At 54.6% G+C, this 23635-nt stretch carries 20 protein-coding genes and 1 pseudogene; 8 read left to right on the forward strand and 13 right to left on the reverse strand.

Annotated features, from left to right (window positions below; translation table 11 throughout):
• Window positions 1-1119 carry an S-(hydroxymethyl)glutathione dehydrogenase/class III alcohol dehydrogenase gene (locus tag OGY35_RS20835; RefSeq protein ID WP_286633340.1) on the reverse strand — a complete coding sequence of 373 codons (1119 nt, stop codon included), beginning with the start codon at window positions 1117-1119 and terminating at the stop codon, window positions 1-3.
• A gap of 32 nt (window positions 1120-1151) precedes the next feature.
• On the reverse strand, window positions 1152-1427 hold the full coding sequence (locus OGY35_RS20840; protein ID WP_046480941.1) for a metal/formaldehyde-sensitive transcriptional repressor: 276 nt from the start codon (window positions 1425-1427) through the stop codon (window positions 1152-1154).
• Between the two features lie 433 nt (window positions 1428-1860).
• On the opposite strand from OGY35_RS20840, the gene OGY35_RS20845 reads away from it, so the two are divergent.
• Window positions 1861-2031 carry a YnfU family zinc-binding protein gene (locus tag OGY35_RS20845; RefSeq protein ID WP_167337380.1) on the forward strand — a complete coding sequence of 57 codons (171 nt, stop codon included), beginning with the start codon at window positions 1861-1863 and terminating at the stop codon, window positions 2029-2031.
• Between the two features lie 208 nt (window positions 2032-2239).
• Here the strand turns inward: OGY35_RS20845 and cspE are convergent, their stop codons facing one another.
• Entirely contained in the window at window positions 2240-2455 is a 216-nt protein-coding gene (cspE, locus tag OGY35_RS20850) for a transcription antiterminator/RNA stability regulator CspE (RefSeq protein ID WP_152404534.1), read from the reverse strand.
• A gap of 299 nt (window positions 2456-2754) precedes the next feature.
• On the opposite strand from cspE, the gene cspF reads away from it, so the two are divergent.
• Window positions 2755-2967 carry a cold shock-like protein CspF gene (cspF, locus tag OGY35_RS20855; RefSeq protein WP_052746894.1) on the forward strand — a complete coding sequence of 71 codons (213 nt, stop codon included), beginning with the start codon at window positions 2755-2757 and terminating at the stop codon, window positions 2965-2967.
• Window positions 2968-3066: 99 nt separating this feature from the next.
• On the opposite strand, the gene OGY35_RS20860 is transcribed toward cspF, so the two are convergent.
• Entirely contained in the window at window positions 3067-3378 is a 312-nt protein-coding gene (locus OGY35_RS20860) for a cupin domain-containing protein (protein ID WP_286633343.1), read from the reverse strand.
• Between the two features lie 208 nt (window positions 3379-3586).
• A complete protein-coding gene (gene cybB / locus OGY35_RS20865) occupies window positions 3587-4114 on the reverse strand; it encodes a cytochrome b561 (protein WP_152404532.1) in 528 nt (175 codons plus the stop codon).
• Window positions 4115-4302: 188 nt separating this feature from the next.
• Here cybB and gap point away from each other — a divergent pair, with 188 nt between their 5' ends.
• Window positions 4303-5304 carry a type I glyceraldehyde-3-phosphate dehydrogenase gene (gap, locus tag OGY35_RS20870; protein ID WP_178827946.1) on the forward strand — a complete coding sequence of 334 codons (1002 nt, stop codon included), beginning with the start codon at window positions 4303-4305 and terminating at the stop codon, window positions 5302-5304.
• Window positions 5305-5343: 39 nt separating this feature from the next.
• On the opposite strand, the gene aldA is transcribed toward gap, so the two are convergent.
• Window positions 5344-6783 (reverse strand): aldehyde dehydrogenase, encoded by a 1440-nt coding sequence (gene aldA, locus OGY35_RS20875; protein ID WP_286633344.1) that lies wholly within the window; start codon window positions 6781-6783, stop codon window positions 5344-5346.
• A gap of 197 nt (window positions 6784-6980) precedes the next feature.
• Window positions 6981-7775 carry a YdcF family protein gene (locus OGY35_RS20880; protein ID WP_286633721.1) on the reverse strand — a complete coding sequence of 265 codons (795 nt, stop codon included), beginning with the start codon at window positions 7773-7775 and terminating at the stop codon, window positions 6981-6983.
• Between the two features lie 391 nt (window positions 7776-8166).
• Between OGY35_RS20880 and OGY35_RS20885 the strand changes: the two genes are divergently transcribed.
• The 4 genes from OGY35_RS20885 (at window position 8167) to OGY35_RS20900 (ending at window position 13792) form a co-directional block, all read left to right on the forward strand.
• A complete protein-coding gene (locus OGY35_RS20885; protein WP_152404527.1) occupies window positions 8167-9486 on the forward strand; it encodes an MFS transporter in 1320 nt (439 codons plus the stop codon).
• 156 nt (window positions 9487-9642) lie between these two features.
• Entirely contained in the window at window positions 9643-11295 is a 1653-nt protein-coding gene (locus tag OGY35_RS20890; RefSeq protein WP_502872709.1) for an MFS transporter, read from the forward strand.
• Between the two features lie 41 nt (window positions 11296-11336).
• Window positions 11337-12419 carry an HlyD family secretion protein gene (locus OGY35_RS20895; protein WP_286633345.1) on the forward strand — a complete coding sequence of 361 codons (1083 nt, stop codon included), beginning with the start codon at window positions 11337-11339 and terminating at the stop codon, window positions 12417-12419.
• A complete protein-coding gene (locus tag OGY35_RS20900) occupies window positions 12416-13792 on the forward strand; it encodes an efflux transporter outer membrane subunit (protein ID WP_286633346.1) in 1377 nt (458 codons plus the stop codon). The genes OGY35_RS20895 and OGY35_RS20900 overlap by 4 nt, the downstream gene beginning before the upstream one ends.
• Before the next feature lie 374 nt (window positions 13793-14166).
• On the opposite strand, the gene hrpA is transcribed toward OGY35_RS20900, so the two are convergent.
• Window positions 14167-18069 (reverse strand): ATP-dependent RNA helicase HrpA, encoded by a 3903-nt coding sequence (gene hrpA, locus OGY35_RS20905; RefSeq protein WP_286633347.1) that lies wholly within the window; start codon window positions 18067-18069, stop codon window positions 14167-14169.
• 201 nt (window positions 18070-18270) lie between these two features.
• Here hrpA and azoR point away from each other — a divergent pair, with 201 nt between their 5' ends.
• The gene (gene azoR / locus OGY35_RS20910; protein WP_043000613.1) at window positions 18271-18876 is read left to right on the forward strand and encodes an FMN-dependent NADH-azoreductase; all 606 of its coding nucleotides are present in this window, start codon (window positions 18271-18273) and stop codon (window positions 18874-18876) included.
• Here the strand turns inward: azoR and OGY35_RS20915 are convergent.
• The 5 genes and pseudogenes from OGY35_RS20915 to OGY35_RS20935 form a co-directional block, all read right to left on the reverse strand.
• Window positions 18824-19320, reverse strand: a pseudogene (locus OGY35_RS20915) (GFA family protein). The gene azoR and the pseudogene OGY35_RS20915 sit on opposite strands and share 53 nt — an antisense overlap.
• Window positions 19313-20200: an aldo/keto reductase family oxidoreductase gene (locus OGY35_RS20920; protein ID WP_286633349.1), complete on the reverse strand. Its 888-nt coding sequence runs from the start codon at window positions 20198-20200 to the stop codon at window positions 19313-19315. Before OGY35_RS20920 ends, OGY35_RS20915 begins: the two are co-directional and overlap by 8 nt.
• A gap of 113 nt (window positions 20201-20313) precedes the next feature.
• Entirely contained in the window at window positions 20314-20637 is a 324-nt protein-coding gene (locus OGY35_RS20925; RefSeq protein WP_286633724.1) for a YdbL family probable chaperone protein, read from the reverse strand.
• Between the two features lie 7 nt (window positions 20638-20644).
• Window positions 20645-20836, reverse strand: coding sequence for a YnbE family lipoprotein (locus OGY35_RS20930; protein WP_152404514.1), 192 nt, complete (start codon window positions 20834-20836; stop codon window positions 20645-20647).
• Window positions 20833-23472: a YdbH family protein gene (locus OGY35_RS20935; RefSeq protein ID WP_286633350.1), complete on the reverse strand. Its 2640-nt coding sequence runs from the start codon at window positions 23470-23472 to the stop codon at window positions 20833-20835. Before OGY35_RS20935 ends, OGY35_RS20930 begins: the two co-directional genes overlap by 4 nt.
• Window positions 23473-23635: the final 163 nt, after the last annotated feature.

The following is a 23635-nucleotide window of genomic DNA, read 5'->3' on the forward strand; positions in this document are numbered from 1 at the left end:
TCAGTTATCGCCGAAATGGATAACGGTACGGATGGATTTACCTTCGTGCATCAGGTCAAACGCGTCGTTGATTTGATCCAGCGGCAGGCGGTGGGTAATGAACGGATCCAACTGGATTTTCCCGGTCATCGCGTCTTCCACCATCCCGGGTAACTGGGTTCGCCCTTTTACGCCGCCAAATGCGGAACCACGCCAGACACGGCCAGTCACCAACTGGAACGGACGGGTTTTAATTTCCTGGCCCGCGCCGGCAACACCAATGATGATGCTCTCGCCCCACCCTTTGTGGCAACATTCCAGCGCCGCGCGCATCACGTTCACATTACCAATACATTCGAAGCTAAAGTCGACGCCGCCATCGGTGAGTTCAACAATCACCTCCTGGATCGGTTTGTCATAGTCTTTCGGGTTGATGAAGTCGGTTGCCCCCATTTCAGCCGCCAGTTTGAATTTTTCCGGGTTGGTATCGACGGCAATAATACGTCCGGCTTTCGCCTGCACGGCGCCCTGAATCACCGCCAGACCAATTCCGCCAAGGCCAAACACGGCAACGGTGTCGCCCTCTTTGACTTTCGCGGTGTTATGCACGGCACCAATACCTGTTGTCACACCGCAGCCCAGCAGACAGACCTTGTCCAGCGGCGCTTGCGGGTTGACTTTTGCCAGTGAGATCTCCGCACACACGGTGTATTCACTGAAGGTACTGGTCCCCATGTAGTGATAGATAGGTTCGCCGTTATAAGAAAAACGGGTGGTGCCATCCGGCATCAGGCCTTTCCCCTGGGTGGCACGCACGGCCTGACAGAGGTTGGTTTTCCCGGATTTACAGAATTTGCACTCGCCGCATTCGGCGGTATACAGCGGGATGACATGGTCGCCCGGTTTCAGGCTGGTAACGCCTTCGCCGACCTCAACCACCACACCACCGCCTTCATGTCCCAGAACCGCCGGGAATACCCCTTCCGGATCGTCGCCAGAAAGCGTAAACGCGTCAGTGTGACACACACCGGTGTGGGTGATCCTGACCAGCACTTCGCCTTTTTTCGGCGGTGCGACGTCAATCTCAACAATTTTAAGCGGCTGGCCGGGGCCAAACGCGACTGCTGCACGTGATTTCATCTGTCTCTTCCCTTTATTGCGAGGTGATAGGTTTATTTTAGATAAGCGCGAAGAAGGTGGCCTATTTCAGCCATGCGCACGGCGCGCTGGTCAGACGTGGTTTCACCACTCACCAGTTCATCCTTCAAGTGGATCTCAACCATTTCGCCCATTAAGCCATTGGACGCGCCGCGAACCGCGGCGATTTGTTGCAGGATAGCCAGGCAAGGTTCGCCGGACTCCAGCGCACGCTCCAGAGCATCCACCTGCCCCCGAATGCGCCGTACGCGAGTCAGAATACGTTTTTTATCTGCGGGTGAATGTGGCATACGCCCCCCTGTATACTATAGGGGGGTATACTATCATAAATATTAACAATTTGTGAAATATAATATTTTATCAAAATCAGTATGTTACAGGCTTGTATTGAAGTACACATGTAAACATACACCGTCTTTTTGGTGCTCCCGAAACACGCCCCACCTCCCCGGCTGCAAGTACAAGGACGGCGGTCCAGGATAATCCTGGCAATACTCTCTTTGTCGTGCATGCATTTAGCCCTATCACCTCCGATAACCCGGATGCGCTGGGTGTATCAGGTTTCCGTTTTTTAAATGTGAAAGGAGGTAATTCCCGGAGCCTGACATAAAAGTGTTCTAAATAAACATTTCGGGTACGCGGAATTTATGCTTATCAAAATAAACATGAGATTTTTTTTGTTATTTGGTGTATTATTGATGTCCATTCATACAGGAAAAGCCTATGTCAGAACGTAAAGACTCAAAATCACGTCGCAATTATCTTGTCAACTGTTCCTGCCCAAACTGCGCCAAAGAATCTCAACACAGTTTTTCAAGAGTACAAAAAGGTGCTCTTTTGATTTGCCCTCATTGCAATAAAGTTTTCCAGACAAATCTCAAAGCCGTTGCCTGAGTGTTTTGATCCTCCCTCGAGTGCATGTAATAGCAAAAAATATATATCATTAGTCAATTGATATAATAAAAAACCCGCAATTGCGGGTTTGATGTGCTTAATTTAAATTGCGATGCTTTTGGGGAAAGCCAGCCCCTACCCACTCTGTCGATATGTCTACTCAGGCAACAGCCTTCTTCGTTATCGCATACAGACAAAGCGTTGGATTTTACTCTGTAGTAACGACATTCGCTGCCGCAGGACCTTTAGCGCCATCCTCTATTGAGAATGTGACTTTCTGTCCTTCAAACAGGGTACGGTAATTATCATTCTGAATAGCTGAGAAATGCACAAAAACATCTTTGCTACCGTCAGCAGGAGTAATGAAACCGAAACCTTTATCAGCGTTAAACCATTTTACTAAACCAGTCATTTTATTTGACATTTTATATTCCTTAAATTGAGCCTTTCGGCTTAGATGGTTTTTATTACAGAAATTACTTAGTACTTATTGGAGAGACTCAAAGAAGGAATAAGTGAATAACACCTGAAATGAGAACTGCTTTAGTAAACTACTTTGTATATCGTCTGTTCTTCAAACCGACGTCGCCATTAACGCACGGTCATACCAATTAATCAATGTTTATTTTAGCCATCCGGACTCCTTTATACCCACCAGAAAACGCTGGCTTTCTTTCAAATCATCTGTATAGTGCACCGGGTTATCAGTATTAAGGAATTTGTTTGTCCCGTAAAATGACAGGAATTGTCAAAACCTTTGACTACAAAAGTGGCAAAGGTCTTATCACCCCCTCCGATGGCCGTATAGATGTTCAGCTTCACATTTCAGCACTAAACCTCCGCGATTCAGAAAAACTTACCCCTGGGCTACGCGTTGAGTTTTGTCGGATAAATGGTCTGCGTGGGCCATCAGCAGCGAATGTTTATTTTTCATGACCTGTAATGACACTTTTATTTCTGATGCCCTCGCAACTGGCGGCTTAGTACCAGCCGCGCCACATTATCAATGATATCGCGAGGCGAAGAAAAACAGGATTAGACTGAGCCTTCTTTTTCAATAACAAGAACCCGGGCCACCCCCTGTGGATGAGCGATGTGTTCTGTCCCTTCACTTGCATAAAAAATATCACCGGCATGCAGTATCTTACTGTTAACCTTACCGTCTTCTTTGTATCGCATTTCAACACTGCCATCCATTACAGCAAAAACCTCTTGTCCATCATTGATATGCCACTTGTAGGGTTGATCGGTCCAGTGAAGTTTTACGCTGACGTTATCAAAGCTGGCAATATGTTGAGAGTCCCAGGCTTTAGAGCCGGTAAATTCCCTGCTGCTATAAAAATCCATATTTTCTCCAGGCGCAGAAACGCGTTAGTGGTATCAACAAAATGTGAAATAACCTTATCTCACGGCTCCTGCTGCTCCGCAAAGGCATCGCAACGCAGAAAGGAAGCCGGGCCCCTTCTCGTATATACCACCAACCCGATTGCTTTGCACAGCGGGTTATCAGTAGCGTCCGGTGCGGGGAGGCTACCCGCACCGGGCGAAAATCACCTTATCGCTTACGCGGCATCATCCGCAGCAGCGTATTATCCTTCCAGAAATAATGGTGCATCAGCGCGGCGGCGGCATGTAGCGCAATGACAAAATAGCCGAGATTCGCCAGCGTGATATGCCAGGACTTCAGCGTATCCACCAGTTCGAAATTGCCTTCTGCCGCGTACGGCATCACCAGACCAAAGGCCAACCATGGATTCCCGCGGTTGTACATCATCACCAGGCCGATCAATGGCAGTGCAATAAACAACAGATAAATCACCAGGTGCCCCAGATGTGCCAGTCCGGTGATCATCGGTTTAGGTTTCGGCACGATGGCTGGAGCCGGATATTTCAGTCTGATCAGCAAACGCGCAACCATCAGAACCAGAATGGCTATCCCGCAAGAAACGTGAATCATGTTAATGACGGGACGGTCGCTGCGCGGGAAAAAGCCGCGGAATTCCATCGCACAGTAGGCCACAATCACCAGTAAAAAGACCAGCCAGTGGATGCCAATCTGCAGGCTTGAGTACTTATTGCCCATAACACTTCCTGAGTAAAAACAATAAAGCGACAACATAGCGAGCTTTTGTTAAAAATTCATTAATTTTTCTTCACTGCTTATCAGTCAGTTAGGCTCAACGGCAAGAAGTGCGATTGCTCACCCCGCCATACTGGACTATGCCTGGTAGGGAAAAAAGAATGTCCGCGACAACCTCACAGGAGTTAATCATGAGTAAAATTGGCATTAACGGTTTTGGTCGTATTGGTCGTCTGGTGTTGCGTCGGTTACTGGAAGTCAAAAGCGATGTTGATGTGGTCGCAATCAACGACCTCACCTCCCCTAAAATCCTCGCCTATCTGCTTAAGCATGACTCAAACTACGGCCCGTTCCCCTGGAGCGTTGATTTTACGGAAGACGCGCTGATTGTTGACGGGAAAACGATCGCGGTTTATGCAGAGAAAGACGCTAAAAATATCCCGTGGAAAGCCAAAGGTGCGGAAGTCATCATTGAATGCACCGGCTTTTATACCTCAACCGAGAAATCTCAGGCTCACATCGATGCTGGTGCGAAAAAAGTGCTGATCTCCGCGCCTGCAGGGGACATGAAGACCATCGTCTTCAACGTTAACGATGACACGCTGAATGCCAGTGATGTAATTGTTTCGGTGGCCTCCTGTACCACCAACTGCCTGGCGCCGATGGCCAAAGCCCTGCACGACAACTTTGGTATTAAGGTGGGCACCATGACCACGATTCACGCTTACACCGGCACGCAGTCGCTGGTCGATGGCCCGCGTGGGAAGGATCTGCGCGCCTCGCGTGCGGCAGCCGAAAACATCATCCCGCATACCACGGGGGCGGCGAAAGCGATCGGTCTCGTTATCCCGGATCTCAGCGGCAAGCTGAAGGGCCATGCACAGCGCGTTCCGGTGAAAACCGGTTCCGTCACCGAGCTGGTGTCGATTCTGGCTAAAAAAGTGACGGCGGAAGAGGTTAACAACGCACTGAAAAAAGCGACGCAAAACAATGAATCTTTTGGTTACACCGATGAAGAAATTGTCTCCTCTGACGTCATCGGCTCCCATTTTGGTTCCGTGTTTGATGCCACCCAGACTGAAATCACCGAGGTGGGGGATCTGCAACTGGTAAAAACGGTGGCCTGGTACGACAACGAATACGGCTTTGTGACGCAGCTTATCCGTACCCTTGATAAATTCATTAAACGCTAAGCGTAAAGGCGGAGGGAAACCTCCGCTCTTCTTCGCCGATCAGGACTGCAAATAGACCACCTGGGTTTGCAGGTATTCGTTCAGCCCGTGTTTGCCGTCAGCACCACCAATCCCCGACTTACGCCAGCCCGCGTGGAAGCCCTGCATCGCCTCAAAGTTCTCGCGATTAATATAGGTCTCACCAAACTTCAACCCTTTAATGGCTTTCATCGCCACGTTGAGATTCTGCGTATAAATTGACGACGTCAGACCGTAGTCGCTGTCATTCGCCATCGCGATGGCCTCCTCCAGCGTGTTGAAGACCACAACGGGCAGCACCGGACCGAAAGTCTCTTCGTGCATAATGGCCATCTCCTGACGGACATCCAGCAGCAGCGTGGGTGGATAATAATAACCTTTACCCTCAACGGCTTTACCGCCGAGCGCCACCCGCGCGCCCTCCTGTACCGCACGCGCCACTTTCTGCTCAACACGTTGCAGAGCAGCAGCATTGATAAGCGGTCCCATGGCGATGTCGTTACGCTCGCCAGGATTGCCAAACTGCACCGCCTTCAGGGCTTCACCCAGACGGTTCACAAACTGGTCATAAATCCCTTTTTGTACGTATACGCGCTCAGCGCAGTTACAGACCTGCCCGGTATTGATGACCCGGGAATCCACAATTGCTTTTACCGCAAGGTCAAGATCGGCATCATCCATCACAATGGCCGATGCCTTGCCGCCCAGTTCCAGGCACACTTTGGTAATGTTCTTCGCCGCCGTCGCCATAATCTTCTCACCTGCGGCAACGCTACCGGTCATGCTGACCATTGCCACCTTCGGGTTGCCAGCCAGTTCCTGTCCGACGGTCTCGCCGCGCCCCAGCACCAGGTTAAACACACCGCGCGGCAGGCCAATTTCGTCGACAATTTTGGCAAATGCGATGGCGTTATTGGGCGTAAATTCACTGGGCTTAATCACGATGGTATTTCCGGTAAGCAGCGCCGGAGCCAATTTACGGGCGATGAGGAAGAACGGGAAGTTCCACGGCAGGATCCCGGTGGTGACCCCCAGCGCGCGCTTAAACAACAAAATATTCTCACCGGGGCGGTCGCTTTGCAGAATTTCGCCTTCATAACGGCGAGCCCACTCTGCCATATAGTCGAGGTAATCGGCGGTAAAGGAGACTTCCACCTCCGCCAGTTGCTGAATCTTCCCCCCTTCCGCGACGATTAAGGCGCTGATTTCATCGGCGCGCTCGCGGATCCCGGCGGCAATTTTGCGCAGCCAGCCCGCACGAACGATCGCCGGAAGCGCTTCCCAGTCGGTCTGAGCGCGATCGGCGGCGTCAATGGCTTTACGCGCGTCTTCAGCCCGACCATCAGGAATACGCGAAATCACCGCTTCGGTTGCCGGGTTGACGACATCAATCCAGGCATCTTCGTGCCAGGTCACAAACTGTCCATCGATATACATTGGATGTTGTACGGGTACTGACATGCGCTGCTCCTGTGATTGAATTGTTTTTAACAAGTAAAACTATTGTTAATAAATATCAATCATGCCTCAGCGATCCCGACTGGCGTCGTGATTCTGTGAACTGCTTCATAAAAGAGGGGGATCGGGCTGGGGAGAACAAAAAGGCAGGCCTTTGCGTTTTGCCCGTTTGGGAGAAAATACGCCCAAACGGGCAGACGCTAGCGCAGCGAACGGGTGTTCATCGCGTCATTCAGCGCCGCATCCTGTTGCAGGATCTGCCATGCGGCCTCGACCTCTGGCGGGAAATCCACATGCACAATGAAATCACGCCCGCGTGGACCATAGCCGGTTTCATCATTGCGCAAACGCGGGATTTCTCCCACCACCAGCGCTAAATAACGATCGACGGTCCACAGGCCGTCAGGGTCGTTGGCGAACGCGACACCGTCTTCCTGCTGACACAATACGGGCGTAATCCCCGGATGGCTTAACCAGCGCGGCGCGTCCGGATCGTCACGGGTCACCCGGCGAAAGGTCGCCACCGTGCGCCGCTGCATGGTGGGATCCTGTACCACGATGGCGGTGTTAATCGGTTCTGCGGCCTGAGCAATCATCTGCGCGCTAAAAAGGGCGTTTTCCCCACAGTTAGTTGACCTGTCTTCCAGCCAAATTTTATCGGCGGGGAGTTGCCAGAACTGCCGGGCAATATCCGCCAGAATGGCAGCTTCGGCGCGACCGGTAGTCTGAATCGTGTTGTAGCGCGGATGTTGAGCGACGGCGGCATACAGGAAGGTCGTGGAGTGACCAATCCCACCGGCGATCAGCAGCGGGATCGCTTGCTCCTGAGCAATTCGACAGGCGGCGTCAATTGTCGGGATGACGGCATTGCCCGCCAGCACCACGCAGTCTGCCGGGTAAGCGGCCCCTGCGCAGAAGTCATCCTGCGCCAGCCACTGCCCCACCGTATTGATAGCCTCAAGGGTGGTGGCAGAAAGTTTCGGGAACGGTTGCATCATTAGGCTCCTCCTCTCATTGCAGCAGAGTACCGCACCCGCGCTGAATAAACAGCAGATCTCTCTGAAAGGCTGGTGATTGATATTTCGACGCTTTTTTTGTCATCTGCGTGAAATAACACAAAACGTCTAAAAACCGGGCGGTTGCACCTGCATGTTATCCTGTTTTTCCGCCATTTTATAAATGATTAACGCTATAACTTCTGTTCATACAGAAAATAACACTGCCAAATCACTCTCTTTTTAGCCCATTCCCACACGACGTCGCTTGTTAAATGTTAAGAACACACCTAGTTTGATTAACAATTTTACAACCATTTAACGTTACAGGTTGCACCTGCCGCGCTGCCAGGTGACACCTTCTTTGTTCTCTGGCGGAGGTTTTAAGGTAATGACAACCCATGAAAGCAGTACGGCTATTCTGAAGAAAAATAAGAAGGTACTCGTCGCCAGTCTGACCGGCAGTGCGATTGAGTGGTTCGACTACTTCCTGTACGGCACCGCGGCAGCACTGGTGTTCAACAAGATTTTCTTCCCGATGGTCGACCCGGTGATCGGTCTTATCCTCTCGTATCTCTCCTTCTCTCTGACCTTTTTCATTCGCCCGATTGGCGGGGTGATTTTCGCCCACATCGGCGATCGCATCGGGCGTAAAAAGACGCTGGTACTGACGCTTTCCCTGATGGGCGGCGCGACGGTAATGATTGGCCTGCTGCCCACTTATGACATGATCGGTATCTGGGCCCCTATCCTGCTTATTCTGATGCGCATCATCCAGGGGATGGGCATTGGCGGCGAATGGGGCGGCGCGCTGCTGCTGGCCTATGAGTACGCGCCGGAAAAACGCAAAGGCTTCTTCGGCAGTATTCCGCAGGCGGGCGTGACGATTGGGATGCTGATGGCGACGTTTATCGTGTCGCTGATGACCCTGTTTAGCGAAGAGGATTTTCTCTCCTGGGGCTGGCGCATTCCGTTCCTGCTGAGCTCCGTGCTGGTGCTGTTAGGGTTGTGGATCCGTCGGGATATCGACGAAACGCCGGACTTTAAAAAAGTGAAAGCGTCTGGTCAGGTCGCCAAAGCGCCGCTGCGCGATACGCTGACCCATCACTGGCGTGAAGTGTTGATTGCCGCCGGGTTGAAGGTGGTGGAAACCGCACCGTTCTATATTTTCTCGACCTTTGTGGTCAGCTATGCCACGAGCACCCTCAGCTATCAGAAATCTCAGGTGCTGGAAGCCGTCACCGTTGGCGCACTGATCGCCACCGTGATGATCCCGTTGATGGGCCTGCTGTCGGACAAGATCGGGCGTAAACGGATGTATGCCATCAGCGTCTCCCTGCTTGGCCTGTTTATCGTGCCGTGGTTCCTGCTACTCAATACCGGCACCACCTGGGGCATCATGCTGGCGACAATCGTGATGTTCGGTGTGCTTTGGGCTCCGGTGACGGCGGTACTGGGAACACTGTGTTCCGAAATCTTCAGCGCCAACGTTCGCTACACCGGTATCACCCTTGGCTACCAGATTGGCGCCGCGCTGGCGGGCGGTACCGCGCCCCTTATCGCCACCGGTCTGTTGGCGAAATATGACGGCGACTGGGTGCCCGTGGCGTGGTATCTGCTCACCACCGTGGCGATATCACTGGTTGCCATTTTCTTTGCCAGTCGGGTGAAGCGTAACCCGGCGATCAACGCCCAACCCGACGTGTTGTAATCCCTTCGCGGCCAGACCCTCTGGCCGCTTTGATGTAATACCTGCACGGAACATTTGATTTACCAGGCGTTTTCCTATTCACTTGATTTATAATTTACGTAACATACATTACCATTAGCCTGCTAATAAATAGATTCAATGAAGGTAAAAAACCTTATGCGTCTGCCTCAACGCGATCCCTACGCGCCTCGCGACTGGCAGCCTCACGAAAAACCGGCTCTGCTGGGCTCTCCCTCAACGCCTGTTCACAGCACGCCAAAGCGTATCGCTTATGGTGTCGTTGGCCTGCTGGTGTGTCTGACGGGGGCATTAGGCAACGCGATGGTTTCCGCCAACCTGCAAAATTTGCAGGGCACCTTTGCGGCCTGGTCAACGGAGATCGCATGGCTACCTGCGGTTTACGTGATGACCAATGTCTCTATCAACCTGCTACTGGTGAAATTTCGCCAGCAATACGGATTGCGGGCGTTCACCGAAGGGTTTCTGGTGCTGTACGTGCTGGTCACCTTCTTCCACCTGTTTGTTAACGATCTGAGCTCTGCACTCATGGTGCGTGCCGCGCACGGCATGGTCGCCGCCGCGCTCAGTTCGCTGGGGATTTATTATCAGATTCAGGCGTGGCCGGCGAAACATCGTCTCAAGGCGCTGACGATAGGGATTACCGGCTCCTCGCTGGCGATCCCAATAGCCCGTCTGTTTTCGACTGAACTGCTACAGCTTGATGAATGGCGCGGCCTGTACTTTTTTGAGTTGGGTCTGGCACTGATCTCGCTGGGCTGCGTCATCGCCCTGAAGCTACCACCGGGCGATCGCAAAAAGGTGTTTGAAAAGAAAGACTTCATCACGTTTATTTTACTGGCACCGGGGATGGCATTACTTTGCGCCGTGCTGTCGCTGGGGCGCCTGGACTGGTGGTTTGAAGCGCCGTGGATAGGCTGGTCGCTGGCGCTGGCAACGGTGCTCATCATTGCCGCCATCACGTTTGAACATAACCGCAGCAACCCCCTGCTCAATACCCGCTGGTTGTCGAGCGGCAGTATCTTACGTCTCGGGCTGATTATGCTGCTGATCCGCATTGTCCTGGCGGAGCAAAATACCGGTGTGATTGGCTGGCTGCAGTATGCCGGACTACAGAACGAGCAGATGACCTGGCTCGCGTGGTCGATCTTTGCCGGGATTGTTTGCGGCATTGTCGCCAGCTGTCTGACGATTAAGCCGACGCGGCTAGCCTGGCCCATCGTCACCTCGCTGGTGCTGATGATCGTTGCCTCGCTGCTGGACAGCCAGTCGAACAACCTGACGCGTGCGGATCAGCTGATGATTAGCCAGTTTCTGCTTGGCTTCGGCAGCGCTTTCTTTCTCGCCCCGGCGATGCTGGCCGGGATCGGTGGCGTTGTCGCCGATCCGCGAAATCTGGTCAGCTTTTCCGTGCTGTTTGGGATGAGTCAAAACATCGGCGGCCTACTAGGGTCAGCGATCCTCGGCACCTTTCAAACCTGGCGCGAAAAATACCACTCCAGTCTGCTGGCCGACCAGCTCACCACGCTTAATCCGCTGGTGAATGAGCGGCTACAGCTCTATACGCAGATGTACAAGGGCCTGATTGGCGACAGCGCGCTGCTGGACACCCAGGCCGTGCTGCAACTGCAGAACGTTAGCGCCCTTGAGGCCAATATCCTCGCCTACAATGATACTTACCTGCTGACGGCCAGCATCGCTACCACCACGCTGGTGTGGATTTTCTGGCGTCTGCTGCGTCTGCGCGTGACGGCGCATCTGGCGCTGAAGAAAGCCACAGGTACTAAATAACGGAAAATAATGATGTTGAAAGTGTTCTCTCAGGAGCAGTTATGAGTCAGCAGGATGCCGCCACAGAGCAGGCCCACACCCGCAATAATTTGCGCATTGTCTCCATTTTTGCCGCTGCAGCGATTGGCATCGTCGGCGTGCTGGTGATCCTGTATGCGTGGCAGCTTCCGCCGTTTACCCGCCATACGCAGTTCACCGATAACGCCTATGTGCGCGGGCAAACGACATTTATCAGCCCGCAGGTGAACGGCTACATCACCCAGGTGAACGTGCAGGATTTCGTGCAGGTTAAAAAAGGCGATCTGTTATTGCAGATAGATGACCGCATCTATCGTCAGCGAGTGCATCAGGCTCAGGCGCAGCTGGCGATGAAAATCGCCGCGCTCAACAATAACCAGCAGCAGCGTAAAAGCGCGGAAGCCGTGATTGTGCGCAACGAGGCCATTCTGAGAAATGCCAAAGCGCAAAGTCTGAAGACCCAGGCCGATCTGAAACGAGTGAAAGATCTGACGGCTGATGGCTCACTGTCGATTCGTGAGCGTGACGCCGCCCTCGCCAGCGCGGCTCAGGGCAGCGCGGATATCGATCAGGCCCAAGCGACGCTGGACATGTCGCGCCAGGATTTGCAGACCGTGATTGTTAACCGCGACGCGTTGCAGGCGGATGTGGAAAACGCCAGAGCCGCGCTGGAACTGGCGGAAATTGATCTGCAAAACACGCGGATCATCGCCCCGCGCGACGGTCAGCTTGGACAAATCGCCGTACGGCTTGGGGCATACGTCACTGCCGGTACGCATCTCACCACGCTGGTCCCGCCTCAGCACTGGGTCATCGCGAATATCAAAGAGACGCAGTTGGCCGACCTCCGCGTCGGTCAGCCGGTGAAATTTAGCGTCGATGCCTTAAACGATAAACAGTATGAAGGCCGCGTTGAGAGCATCTCGCCGGCAACGGGCGTGGAATTTAGCGCCATCACGCCGGATAACGCGACCGGCAACTTCGTGAAAATAGCCCAGCGCATCCCGGTACGGGTGGAAGTGCTTGGCAAGCCAGAGGATGTCGCGCTGCTGCGCCCCGGCATGTCGGTACAGGTGCATATTGATACCCGGGAGGTGAAACCATGACCTTCCGCCCCTTGTCGGGCGTGGCGGTCGCCCTGCTGCTGGTTGGCTGTCAGTCTGTCGATGTTCAGCCCGCGACATCCTCACTGGCAATCCCCGCCGCCTGGCGAGCAACCAGCGGCCCCGCCAGCCCCGCAGAGCAGGTGTGGTGGCGAAATTTTCATGATCGTTATCTGAATCAGTATGTCGATCAGGCGCTGAATAATAACAGCGATGTGCTGATCGCCCGTGAGCGCATCAATGAATACCAGGCGCAGGTCTATGCCGCGCAGGGCAGCCTGTTTCCCTCACTGGATGCCAGCCTTGCTGGCACCCGCGCCCGCGCACAGTCCGCCGCCACCGGACTGCCCATTTACAGTACGCTGTATAAAGGCAGCCTGACTGCCAGTTATGACGTCGATATCTGGGGGGTTAACCGCAGCACGGCGCGTGCAGCGCAGGCCTCGCTGGAGGCGCAAAAAGCGGCGGCCGCGGCGGCAGATTTGACCATCGCATCATCGGTCGCCTCCGGGTATGTCACGCTGCTGGCGCTTGATGAACAACTGGAAGTGACCCAGGCGACGGTGAAATCCCGCGAAGAGGCGCTGAATCTGGCTAAACGCCAGTATGAAACGGGCTACAGTTCGCGCCTGGAGCTCATGCAGTCCGACTCTGAACTGCGCTCCACGCGTGCGCAAATTCCGCTCTTGCAACATCAGATTGCCCAGCAGGAGAACGCATTGAGCATTTTGCTTGGCGCTAACCCGCAACGCGTCGATCGCAGCGCGGATTTCGAGGCGCTGACGCCGCTGAAGATTCCCTCGCAACTGCCGTCAACATTGCTTAATCGCCGTCCGGATATTGTCCAGGCCGAGCGTCAGTTGATTGCTGCCGATGCCTCACTGGCGGCGTCCCGCGCCAGCCTGCTACCGTCGTTCAATCTCACTGCAGGCGGATCGATACAGGATCGCACCCTGCCCGCTCTACTCGATAATCCCCTCCAGTTGTGGAGTCTTGGCGGCAGCATTCTTGCCCCGCTGTTAAACCGTCAGGCGCTGAACGCGCAGGTGGATATTTCGCAGTCGCAGCGCAATCAGGCGCTGTACGGTTACGAGAAAACCGTGCGCAACGCCTTCAGAGAAGTGAACGACAGTCTGGATGCCATCACCCGTTATCAGGAGCAGTTGCAGGAGTTGCAGGCGCAACAGGCGGTCGCACAGGAGACCTTGCGAATCGCGCAAAACCGCTATCGTAACGGCTATTCCTCGTATCTCGACGTGCTGGACGCGCAGCGTACGCTGTTCTCAGTACAGACCAGCGTGGTGCAGGTGAAAAATAACCTGCTGCTGGCGCAGATTGATTTGTATAAAGCGTTGGGTGGCGGGTGGAGTGTCTGACTGATGCCCGATGACGCTGCGCTTATCGGGCCTACGAACAATGCATTGCCATCCGGCGCTCACCGGAACGCGTTATTCTCACCCGATGCCATTGAACGTGCAGGCCGGATAAGGCGAAGCCGCCATCCGGCACTCGCCGGAACGCCTCATTCTCACCCGATGCCATTGAACATGTAGGCCGGATAAGGCGAAGCCGCCATCCGGCACTGAATGACCGGGGGCGGATGGAGTACATCACCGGTGCCCGATGGCGCTGCGCTTATCGGGCCTACGAACAATGCCTTGCCATCCGGCGCTCGCCGGAACGCGTCATTCTCACCCGATGCCATTGAACGCGTAGGCCGGATAAGGCGAAGCCGCCATCCGGCACTGAATTACCCGCTAATCTGCTCCATCGCCTGCAGGATACGCTTATCCGAAATCGGATACGGCGTCCCCAGTTGCTGGGCAAAGTAGCTGACGCGCAGTTCTTCAATCATCCAGCGGATCGCTTTCACATCCTCGTCTTCGCGCCGCGCCGGTGGCAGTTTGTTAAACCACTGCTGCCATGCCTGCTGTACGCTTTCGACTTTCAGCATCTGCGCGCGATCGCGGTGGGGATCAATCGCCAGTTTCTCGAGACGTTTTTCAATCGCCTGCAGATAACGCAGCGTGTCGCCAAGGCGTTTGTAACCGTTACCGGTGACAAACCCGCGATACACCAGCCCGCCCATCTGCGCTTTGATATCAGAAAGGCCCAGCGCCATCGTCATATCCACGCGCCCTTTGAGCCGCTTGTTGATGGTAAAGACCGCGGTCAGAATCTGTTCGACTTGCTGCGCAATCTCCACAACCGTCTCGTTCAGTTCAGCGCGAACCTTCTCATGCAGCGCGGCAAAGCCTTCTTCCGTCCAGACCGGCCCCCCATTGGCGTCAATCAGCTTATCCACGCCGCAGGAAATGCAGTCGTCGATCAGCTCCAGTACCTTGCCGTACGGGTTGAAATACAGACCCAGTTTGGCTTTGTTCGGCAGCTTCTCGTGCAGGTATTTGATCGGCGACGGGATGTTCAACAACAGCAAACGGCGCAAACCTGACCACATCGCCTGCTGTTGCTCCAGCGGATTATCAAACAGCTTGATCGCCACGCTGTCGCGCTCATCCACCAGCGCGGGCCACGCTTTCACTTTGTAATTACCGCGTTTCTGCTCGTAACTTTCCGGCAGTTTTCCAAAGCTCCAGATGTGCAGCCCGCTCTGCTCGATACCGTCATCGGCCACCGCCGAGAGCGTCTCCTGCACTTTCCCTTTCAGCCGGTCTTTCAGCTCCTGCAACGAGCGCCCTTCTTCCAGCTTCTTGTTTTTATCATCCACCACCCGGAAAGTGATTTTCAGATGATCGGGCACCTGATCCCAGTGCCAGTCTTCGCGGTCAACCGTTACGCCCGTCATCCGCCGCAGCTCACGCTCCAGCGCGTCCAGCAACGGCAGTTCCAGCGGCGTTACGCGGCCTAAAAACGCCTCGGCATAGTTCGGTGCTGGCACAAAGTTGCGCCGCACCGGTTTGGGCAGCGACTTAATCAGCGCAATCACCAGTTCGCGGCGCAGGCCCGGTATCTGCCATTCAAAGCCACTTTCGTCGACCTGATTGAGCAGCGGCAGCGGAATATGTACGGTCACGCCGTCCGCATCCGCACCCGGTTCGAACTGATAGCTCAACCGCAGCTTCAGATTGCCCTGATGCCAGAAGTTGGGATAGTCCAGCTTGCTGATGTTGTCTGCGCCCTCTTTGATCAGCATGCTCTTTTCAAAGTTCAGCAGATCCGGCGTGTCGCGGCTGACCTTCTTCCACCAGTTATCAAAGTGACGGGCGGAAATCACGTCATGGCTGATGCGCTGGTCGTAGAACTCAAACAGCGTTTCGTCGTCCACCAGAATGTCGCGGCGGCGCGATTTGTGTTCCAGTTCTTCCACTTCGGCGCGCAGCTTGAGGTTTTCACGGAAAAAGGCATGACGCGTCTGCCAGTCGCCTTCCACCAGCGCATGGCGGATAAACAGTTCGCGGCACAGCGCCGGGTCAATCTGGCTGTAGTTCACCTTACGCGCGGCGACAATCGGCAGACCGTAAACGGTCACCTTTTCCGTCGCCATCACCGCACCCTGCGCCCGCTCCCAGTGCGGTTCGCTGTAGGAACGCTTAATCAGATGCTGAGCAACCGGTTCCACCCACTCGGGATCGATCCGCGCCGCAATACGTCCCCACAGGCGACTGGTTTCCACCAGTTCCGCCACCATCGCCCACTTCGGCGGTTTTTTGAATAAGCCGGAACCGGGGAAAATCGAAAAGCGCGCGTTACGTGCGCCGGTATATTCCTGCTTATCGGCATCCTTCATACCGATATGTGATAACAGCCCGGTCAGCAGCGCAATATGGATCTCGCGGTACTCCGCCGGCTCGCTGTTTACCGGAATCCCCAGCTCTTTCACCACCTGACGCAGTTGGGTGTAGATATCCTGCCATTCACGCACGCGCAGATAGTTCAGATAGTCGGTCCGGCACAGACGGCGAAAGGCGTTTGACGACAGTGCTTTTTGCTGTTCGCCGAGATAGTTCCACAGATTCACAAACGCGAGGAAATCGGACTCTTTGTCGTGGAAGCGACGGTGTTTCTCATCGGACGCCTGCTGCTTGTCCATCGGACGTTCGCGCGGATCCTGAATCGACAGCGCCGAGGTGATGATCATCGCCTCGCGCACGCAGCCGTGTTTTTGCGCTTCCAGCACCATTCGCGCCAGACGCGGGTCCACCGGCAACTGGCTCAGTTGACGCCCCAGCGGCGTCAGTTTATAGGCCGTCGCCTGTTCATCGGTGGTAATCGCCCCCAGTTCTTCCAGCAGACGCACGCCGTCCTGGATGTTGCGCTTATCCGGCGCTTCGACAAACGGGAACGCGGCGATATCACCCAGCCCCAGCGCGGTCATCTGCAAAATGACCGACGCCAGGTTGGTGCGCAGAATTTCCGGGTCGGTAAATTCCGGGCGCGACAGGAAGTCATCTTCGGAATAGAGACGAATACAGATGCCTTCGGAAACGCGCCCGCAGCGGCCTTTACGCTGGTTGGCTGAAGCCTGCGATACCGGTTCAATGGGCAGACGCTGGACTTTGGTACGGAAACTGTAGCGACTGATACGCGCGGTGCCCGGGTCGATGACGTACTTGATGCCCGGCACCGTCAGCGAGGTTTCCGCTACGTTGGTCGCCAGCACAATACGCCGCCCGCTGTGCGACTGGAAGACGCGGTTTTGTTCGCTATTCGACAGTCGCGCATACAGCGGCAGCACTTCCGTATGGCGCAGATTCAGTTTATTCAGCGCGTCGGCGGTATCGCGGATCTCGCGCTCACCGCTCATGAAAATCAGGATGTCGCCAGGACTTTCGCGTCCCAGTTCGTCTACCGCATCGAAGATGGCCTGCAACTGGTCACGCTCGGTGTCATCCGCCTCTTCAACGATCGGTCGATAGCGAACTTCCACCGGATAAGTGCGCCCGGAGACCTCTATGATCGGCGCATTGTTGAAATGGCGCGAAAAGCGCTCCGGATCGATGGTGGCGGAGGTGATGATAATTTTCAGATCCGGACGACGCGGCAACAGTTCTTTCAGATAACCAAGCAGGAAATCGATGTTCAGGCTACGTTCATGCGCTTCATCGATAATGATGGTGTCGTACTGCATCAGCAGACGGTCCTGCTGAATCTCCGCCAGCAGGATACCGTCGGTCATCAGCTTGACCATGGTGTTATCGCTGACGTGATCGCTAAAGCGCACCTTATAGCCGATGCACCCGCCCGGCTCCGTCTGTAACTCTTCGGCGATACGGTTAGCCACCGTACGCGCCGCCAGACGCCGCGGCTGGGTGTGGCCTATCAGCCCTTTGACCCCGCGCCCCAGTTCCATGCAGATTTTCGGTAGCTGAGTGGTTTTACCTGAACCGGTTTCCCCGGCGACGATCACCACCTGATGGTCGCGAACGGCCTCGAGGATCGCCTGTTTCTTCTGGCTAACGGGCAGGTTTTCCGGGTAGGTAATCAACGGTCGTGCTGCTTCGCGTAGCACAACTTTACCTGCCGCCTGTTCAATCTCTTTCGCCATCTCCTGGTAAATGGCCTGTTGTGCATCAGGATTTTTAACCTTCTTCACGCCGTGCAGGCGACGCGAAAAGCGCTGCCGGTCGCGCAGCATCAGTGAATCCAGCTGCTGTTGTAATGCGTGGAAGGTTAATTTTTGTTGTTCTGTCATAGCGTTAAAAGGCAGTGCTCTGCCTGGTTAAATCTCTTCTAAATGATTGGAATAGAGTACCACATCAGCGCATTTTGTGTGTTGTTCAATAAATTCGAACATAGGATTCGATATATTGCGCTTTCTCTGCGACAGGATTGTGAATAAAGTGTCAACAAGCAACGGGGCACAGCCCATTCAAACACCTATAAGGAAACACCCATGAGCAAGGTATTAGTTCTCAAATCCAGTATTCTGGCAGGGTACTCTCAGTCTGGTCAGTTGTCTGATTATTTTGTTGAACAGTGGCGTGAAAAGCACTCTGCTGACGAAATCACCGTTCGTGACCTGGCTGCCAATCCAATCCCGGTACTGGATGGCGAACTGGTGGGTGCCCTGCGCCCGAGCGACGCGCCGCTGACGCCTCGTCAACAGGACGCGCTGGCGCTGTCTGATGAGCTGATTGCTGAACTGAAAGCGCACGACGTGATTGTTATCGCCGCGCCGATGTACAACTTCAACATCCCGACGCAGCTGAAAAACTACTTCGACCTGATTGCTCGTGCCGGCGTGACGTTCCGCTATACCGAGAAAGGTCCGGAAGGTCTGGTAACCGGCAAACGCGCGGTGATCCTCTCCAGCCGTGGCGGTATCCACAAAGATACGCCGACCGACCTGATTGCGCCATACCTGAAAGTCTTCCTCGGCTTTATCGGCATCACCGACGTGAACTTCGTGTTCGCAGAAGGGATCGCCTACGGTCCGGAAGTAGCGTCTAAAGCGCAGTCTGACGCAAAAGCCGCCATCGATAGCGTGGTTGCCGCGTAAGTTCTTCCCCTCCCGCTCCGGCGGGAGGTTTTTTTATTTGCTCTGATAGCGTAAATAACACACTACTCCCTGACTCACACCATCACTCGGATGGTTCACTCCGTCTGTGACTTCTACACAGGGAAAATCAAACGGCGACACGTTTTCAATACATGCCACATTAACCCCGTATTGATCCGGGCTGGATCGGCGTTGATGGAAGGTATAAATCCCGCACACTGAACAAAAGAAGTGCCTGGCGGTGCCGGTATTGAAGCGATATTCCGTGAGTTTGTCTTTTCCCGTAAGAATCTCTATTCCCATCAGGGGCGCAGAGACCACCACCGCTCCCCGCATCCGACAAAATGAACAATTACAGCGCCGGACCGTATTAAAACCGTCACTGAGCTGAACGGTAAATCTGACGGCACCGCAGTGGCATTGTGCTGCTCTTTTTTCAGTCATCGGCCTGTCCTTCTTTCGATATCCCCTCCAGCGTCGCCAGCACGTCAGTCGAAAGAATCAGATCGCCAGCGGCCATATTTTCATGTAAATGCGTCACCGACGACGTGCCGGGTATCAGCAAAATATTCGGCGAGCGGTGCAGTAACCAGGCCAGAGCTACCTGCATCGGCGTCGCATTGAGGCTCGCGGCCACATCTGAGAGCGTGGAGGATTGCAGCGGCGTGAACCCGCCCAGCGGGAAAAAGGGAACGTAAGCAATACCGTCTTCTGCCAGCATGTCTATTAATGCATCATCCTGGCGATGGGCAATATTGTATTCATTCTGCACACAAACGATGTCTGCTATGTTACGCGCTTGCGCCACCTGGCGTGCGGTCACATTGCTCAGACCGATGTGTTTGACCAGTCCCTGCTGCTGAAGCTCCGCCAGCACGCTGAAACTCTCCTCAATGGATCCTTCATGAGGGCCGTGACCGTCGCCCAGCATAATGCGTAAGTTAACGACATCCAGCACATCCAGACCGAGGTTGCGCAGATTATCGTGAACCGCCTGCCTGAGTTCCTCGGGTGAGAACGCCGGTAACCAGGAGGCATCGTCTCCACGACGAGCGCCGATTTTAGTGACAATCACCAGATCGTCCGGATAAGGATGCAGCGCTTCGCGAATGATTTGGTTGGTGACGTGCGGACCGTAAAAATCGCTGGTATCAATATGGTTGACCCCCAGTGCGATCGCTTCCCGAAGCACCGTCAATGCAACATGACGATCGCGCGGTGGACCAAAAACCCCTGGCCCCGCGAGTTGCATTGCCCCATATCCTATGCGTTTGACCTGCCGTGAACCGAGTGAAAACGTGTCAGATTTACCATGACTTGCCATAACTGCCCCTTCTGCTGAATAGCGCGTAAGAAAAGAGAGTATAGAAACTTACCCTGCAAATTATTACGCCCAACCCAGCAAAACGGAAAGCCGCAGATCGCAGATACGACGAATTACTTACGTAACCACTTGCCGTTAATGCCCTGGACATATTCTCCTGGTTTCGCACGCTCAACCAGTTTCTGTCCGGCCATTTTCGCCACTTCATCAACGGGTAGATTATGGCTCTCCGCGAGCTGCTGATAACTTACGCTGCGCGCTTTATTGATATCACTGACCAGCGCCTGCGTTTGCGCGTCTTGTTTCAGCGCCACCAGATAGCCACTGTACGTCTCACCGACCCGGCCCTCGGTTCTGGCCTCATTTAGCGTCAGCGCCAGGGCGCTCCCACTCAGCAAACTCAGAATGAGCGTCGCCAGGATTAAGGTTCTTTTCATCATGACCTCAGAACAAGTCGCTGCGGGATTTGAGCAGGCTTTCAACGTCCTTATCCACTTTGATATGGATCTCATGCTCAATTTTGACGTTCATATTGATAGTGATGGGCTCTTTTGGCGCCGCGACTTCAATGCGCGGTGTACAGCCCGTCACTAACCACAGCGGAAGAAGCGCCAGCATGGCTATCATTGTTTTCATTGGGGTTCCTCACATTCCTTGCCTTGCGGACAGTTTTTTTCCGGCAGCGCCGCGTTTTGTTCAAGCCATGCCTGTAGATTGTCGCCAAAGCGCAGACTGCGCCACAGCGTAAAGACATTCTCTTCATGGGTATAGTTGAGATTCACCGTGCCGACCTTGCCATCCACCCGGCTGTTGCCGGTGATCTGCGCCTGCATCGTCAATACCCCCAAATTGTCTAAATTGATTTTGGTCCATGAATGGGCAATCTCCATGTATCGCAACCAGTTAATAGCCGCCCCTGCCGCCATGTTATCTTTCACCACCGCATCTGCGGTGTCTTTATCGATACGCAGCGTCATCGGACCGGGATTGGTTAACCAGCCGTCTTTGATAATCCATTTTTCATTGTTCAACCACAGAGGGAGCGCCCCGCTCACCGGCCCGGACATCGCAAACTGTTTCGGATTAACCGCGCTGATAAGTTCGCTTGAAGAGATGTTTTGCACCCGTACCAGCGCCGGATCGTGCTGCGGCATACGCAGTTGTTGCATGGAAACCTTGCCGCCCAATACATCCACACTCACATCCGTGAGCAACAGCGGATCCGCTTCACTCCACGGATAGGCCCCTTCCAGATCGGCGGTGATATTCGTGGCGGTCACCTGATTGACTACTTCAGCAATTCGCAGCGAAACCGGTCCGCGCGTCCCCAGTTGCCACGCACCCGCGCTAAAGCGGAACGGCAGCACGAAATCGACGCCATTGATTTGGTTATCCGGCATCCATGCGCTGCCGCCTTTTAAGACGCCGTGACCGCCGGCCTCGAATCCCTGTTCCGCTGCCGCTGAAAACGCCACCTGGGCATACAGATCACCTTCGCGTAGTTTCATTTTCCACTCCGGCGGCACCAGCGGCTGGAACACCTCCAGCGACTGTTTTGGCCACCAGGCCTGGCCGCGTAAGCGCAGGCCATCCCAACGACCGTTGAGCCTCACGGGGCCGATCACGCCGGCATGTAAATCGCCTTTAAACAGGAAAAATGTCGGATCGCGCCCTTCCACGCTGAACTTAAGGGTTGAGGGGGGTAAGACGCTACCACCGGAGAAATGGGTTTCCCCAGCATCGAACGAAAGCGCCCCGCTAAATCGAGGGTGCGCCGCATCACGCACCCATTCAACCGGTTTATCCATGATCAGACGGGGCGTTTCAACCTTCATGGTGCCGTACTGAAGCTGGTCAAATCCCGTAGACAAATCGGTCAGCGTGATCGTGTCGTCATGCCACTCGCCCTTGCCTGCCACATCCCATTTAGCGTGCATCGGGGTAAAACTTCCCTCGCCCCAGTAGCGCCACTGCCAGCGCCCTGCATCGGGCAGAAAATCATTCGCCAGACCGTCCAGGTGCAGGACAAAATCCCCCATCTGATTCTCATGAGCGCGCAGAATCGCCTGCAATCGTCCATCCACCCCGCGCTGTGTCACCTTCACGCCCGCCAGCGGCCAGCGGATTTCGTCAATATCCAGCGAGTCGATGACCCGCCCGCGCGAACGCAGCAGCGCGCCAGGACCAAACGCCAGTTCCGGGTCGGTCAGGCTGCCGGTCAACTGGGCTGGTAGTCTGGCATAGAAAACCAAATCATCCTGCTTGGCTTCACCGGTCAGTTGCAGCGGCATCGCGCTGTTGTCCATGCTCAGTTTTCCTGGCCCAAATGAAAGCACCGCGTTGCCTTTCCCCGCGTCCCCCTGGGTCAGCACATTCAATCGTCCACTGATTGCTGCTTTCTCGATGCCTTCCTGCCAGTTGTCCACCTTCACGCCCAGACGCCCGCTGAGGGGGAAGCCCTGATAAGGCCACGACCAGCGCCCATCGCTGATGGTTAACTGCTGGCGCGTGAGTTCCCACGGCAGATCGAGCAGCGGATCGGCATTATCCCGCGCCATCACGATCAACTGTCCGGCATTCTCACGCCATTCCAGTTCCGCATCGACCAACGACGGCTCCTGCGGCAGACTGAGCGTAGCGACGGTGTGCCCGCTCACCGGCAGTCCATCCGGCACCAGCGGCATCGTGAATTCACCGACCAGTTTGACCGGCGGTTGTCCTTCAAATGCCATGACATCAAGCTCACTTACCGTCAGCGTCTGACCGCGCAGTTGACCTTGAAATTTCACTTTGTCGCCCTGATAACGAAGCTGCTGAACCGAAGCGCTCAGCGAGACGTTCAGTTTGCCCTGCCACACCTGCCAGGGGGAAAGAATGACGTTGTCGATAGTTATCCAGGTATTGGGCAGCATGGCCTGCCATTGGGCAAGCGTACGCGGCGCGGCGGGAGATTGTTCCGCCTGCGGCAGTTTTGCCAGACAGGCGGAGTCGAGTTCAAGCGTGCCAATGTTCAACTGCCAGCGACTGGGATGCGACAAGCGGGCCTGACTGACACGGGCCAGTTGGCAGTCATCAACCAGATAGCGGAGCTCAGGAATATGCAAACCGTGGCGCGTGAATCGGGGGCTGTCATCCAGCGCAATGCGCGTTCCAACCGGCAGCCAGATGCCCGCCAGCGTGGGAACCCACAGCCCCAGCGTCATCACCAACGTCAGCGGCACGAGGATCACGAGTAACAGAAGCGCCAGAACGGCTTTATATTTACCCTTCATGGGCAGTTAATATCCTGATTTAGCGAAAAATTAAGCCGAATTAGGCTGCTATTGTGTCATGTTTAGTGAAACATGCCCAGATTAAGAATAGATGCTCCGGGATGACATACACAATTTTTCATCCTCTTAAAAATCAGAAAGTCAGATAAATTACAGTGGGTTA

This window comes from Citrobacter sp. Ct235 (assembly GCF_030332305.1).
Taxonomy (GTDB): domain Bacteria; phylum Pseudomonadota; class Gammaproteobacteria; order Enterobacterales; family Enterobacteriaceae; genus Citrobacter_A; species Citrobacter_A telavivensis.

Coding starts and splice junctions, on each gene's coding strand:
- OGY35_RS20840 (WP_046480941.1), bottom strand. CDS start 1,427: ATGCCACATTCACCCGCAGATAAAAAACGTATTCTGACTCGCGTACGG.
- azoR (WP_043000613.1), top strand. CDS start 18,271: ATGAGCAAGGTATTAGTTCTCAAATCCAGTATTCTGGCAGGGTACTCT.
- OGY35_RS20880 (WP_286633721.1), bottom strand. CDS start 7,775: ATGCAACCGTTCCCGAAACTTTCTGCCACCACCCTTGAGGCTATCAAT.
- aldA (WP_286633344.1), bottom strand. CDS start 6,783: ATGTCAGTACCCGTACAACATCCAATGTATATCGATGGACAGTTTGTG.
- OGY35_RS20895 (WP_286633345.1), top strand. CDS start 11,337: ATGAGTCAGCAGGATGCCGCCACAGAGCAGGCCCACACCCGCAATAAT.
- gap (WP_178827946.1), top strand. CDS start 4,303: ATGAGTAAAATTGGCATTAACGGTTTTGGTCGTATTGGTCGTCTGGTG.
- OGY35_RS20860 (WP_286633343.1), bottom strand. CDS start 3,378: ATGGATTTTTATAGCAGCAGGGAATTTACCGGCTCTAAAGCCTGGGAC.
- OGY35_RS20900 (WP_286633346.1), top strand. CDS start 12,416: ATGACCTTCCGCCCCTTGTCGGGCGTGGCGGTCGCCCTGCTGCTGGTT.
- OGY35_RS20845 (WP_167337380.1), top strand. CDS start 1,861: ATGTCAGAACGTAAAGACTCAAAATCACGTCGCAATTATCTTGTCAAC.
- hrpA (WP_286633347.1), bottom strand. CDS start 18,069: ATGACAGAACAACAAAAATTAACCTTCCACGCATTACAACAGCAGCTG.
- OGY35_RS20885 (WP_152404527.1), top strand. CDS start 8,167: ATGACAACCCATGAAAGCAGTACGGCTATTCTGAAGAAAAATAAGAAG.
- cybB (WP_152404532.1), bottom strand. CDS start 4,114: ATGGGCAATAAGTACTCAAGCCTGCAGATTGGCATCCACTGGCTGGTC.
- OGY35_RS20835 (WP_286633340.1), bottom strand. CDS start 1,119: ATGAAATCACGTGCAGCAGTCGCGTTTGGCCCCGGCCAGCCGCTTAAA.
- OGY35_RS20935 (WP_286633350.1), bottom strand. CDS start 23,472: ATGAAGGGTAAATATAAAGCCGTTCTGGCGCTTCTGTTACTCGTGATC.
- OGY35_RS20925 (WP_286633724.1), bottom strand. CDS start 20,637: ATGAAAAGAACCTTAATCCTGGCGACGCTCATTCTGAGTTTGCTGAGT.
- OGY35_RS20930 (WP_152404514.1), bottom strand. CDS start 20,836: ATGAAAACAATGATAGCCATGCTGGCGCTTCTTCCGCTGTGGTTAGTG.
- cspE (WP_152404534.1), bottom strand. CDS start 2,455: ATGTCAAATAAAATGACTGGTTTAGTAAAATGGTTTAACGCTGATAAA.
- OGY35_RS20920 (WP_286633349.1), bottom strand. CDS start 20,200: ATGGCAAGTCATGGTAAATCTGACACGTTTTCACTCGGTTCACGGCAG.
- OGY35_RS20890 (WP_502872709.1), top strand. CDS start 9,643: ATGCGTCTGCCTCAACGCGATCCCTACGCGCCTCGCGACTGGCAGCCT.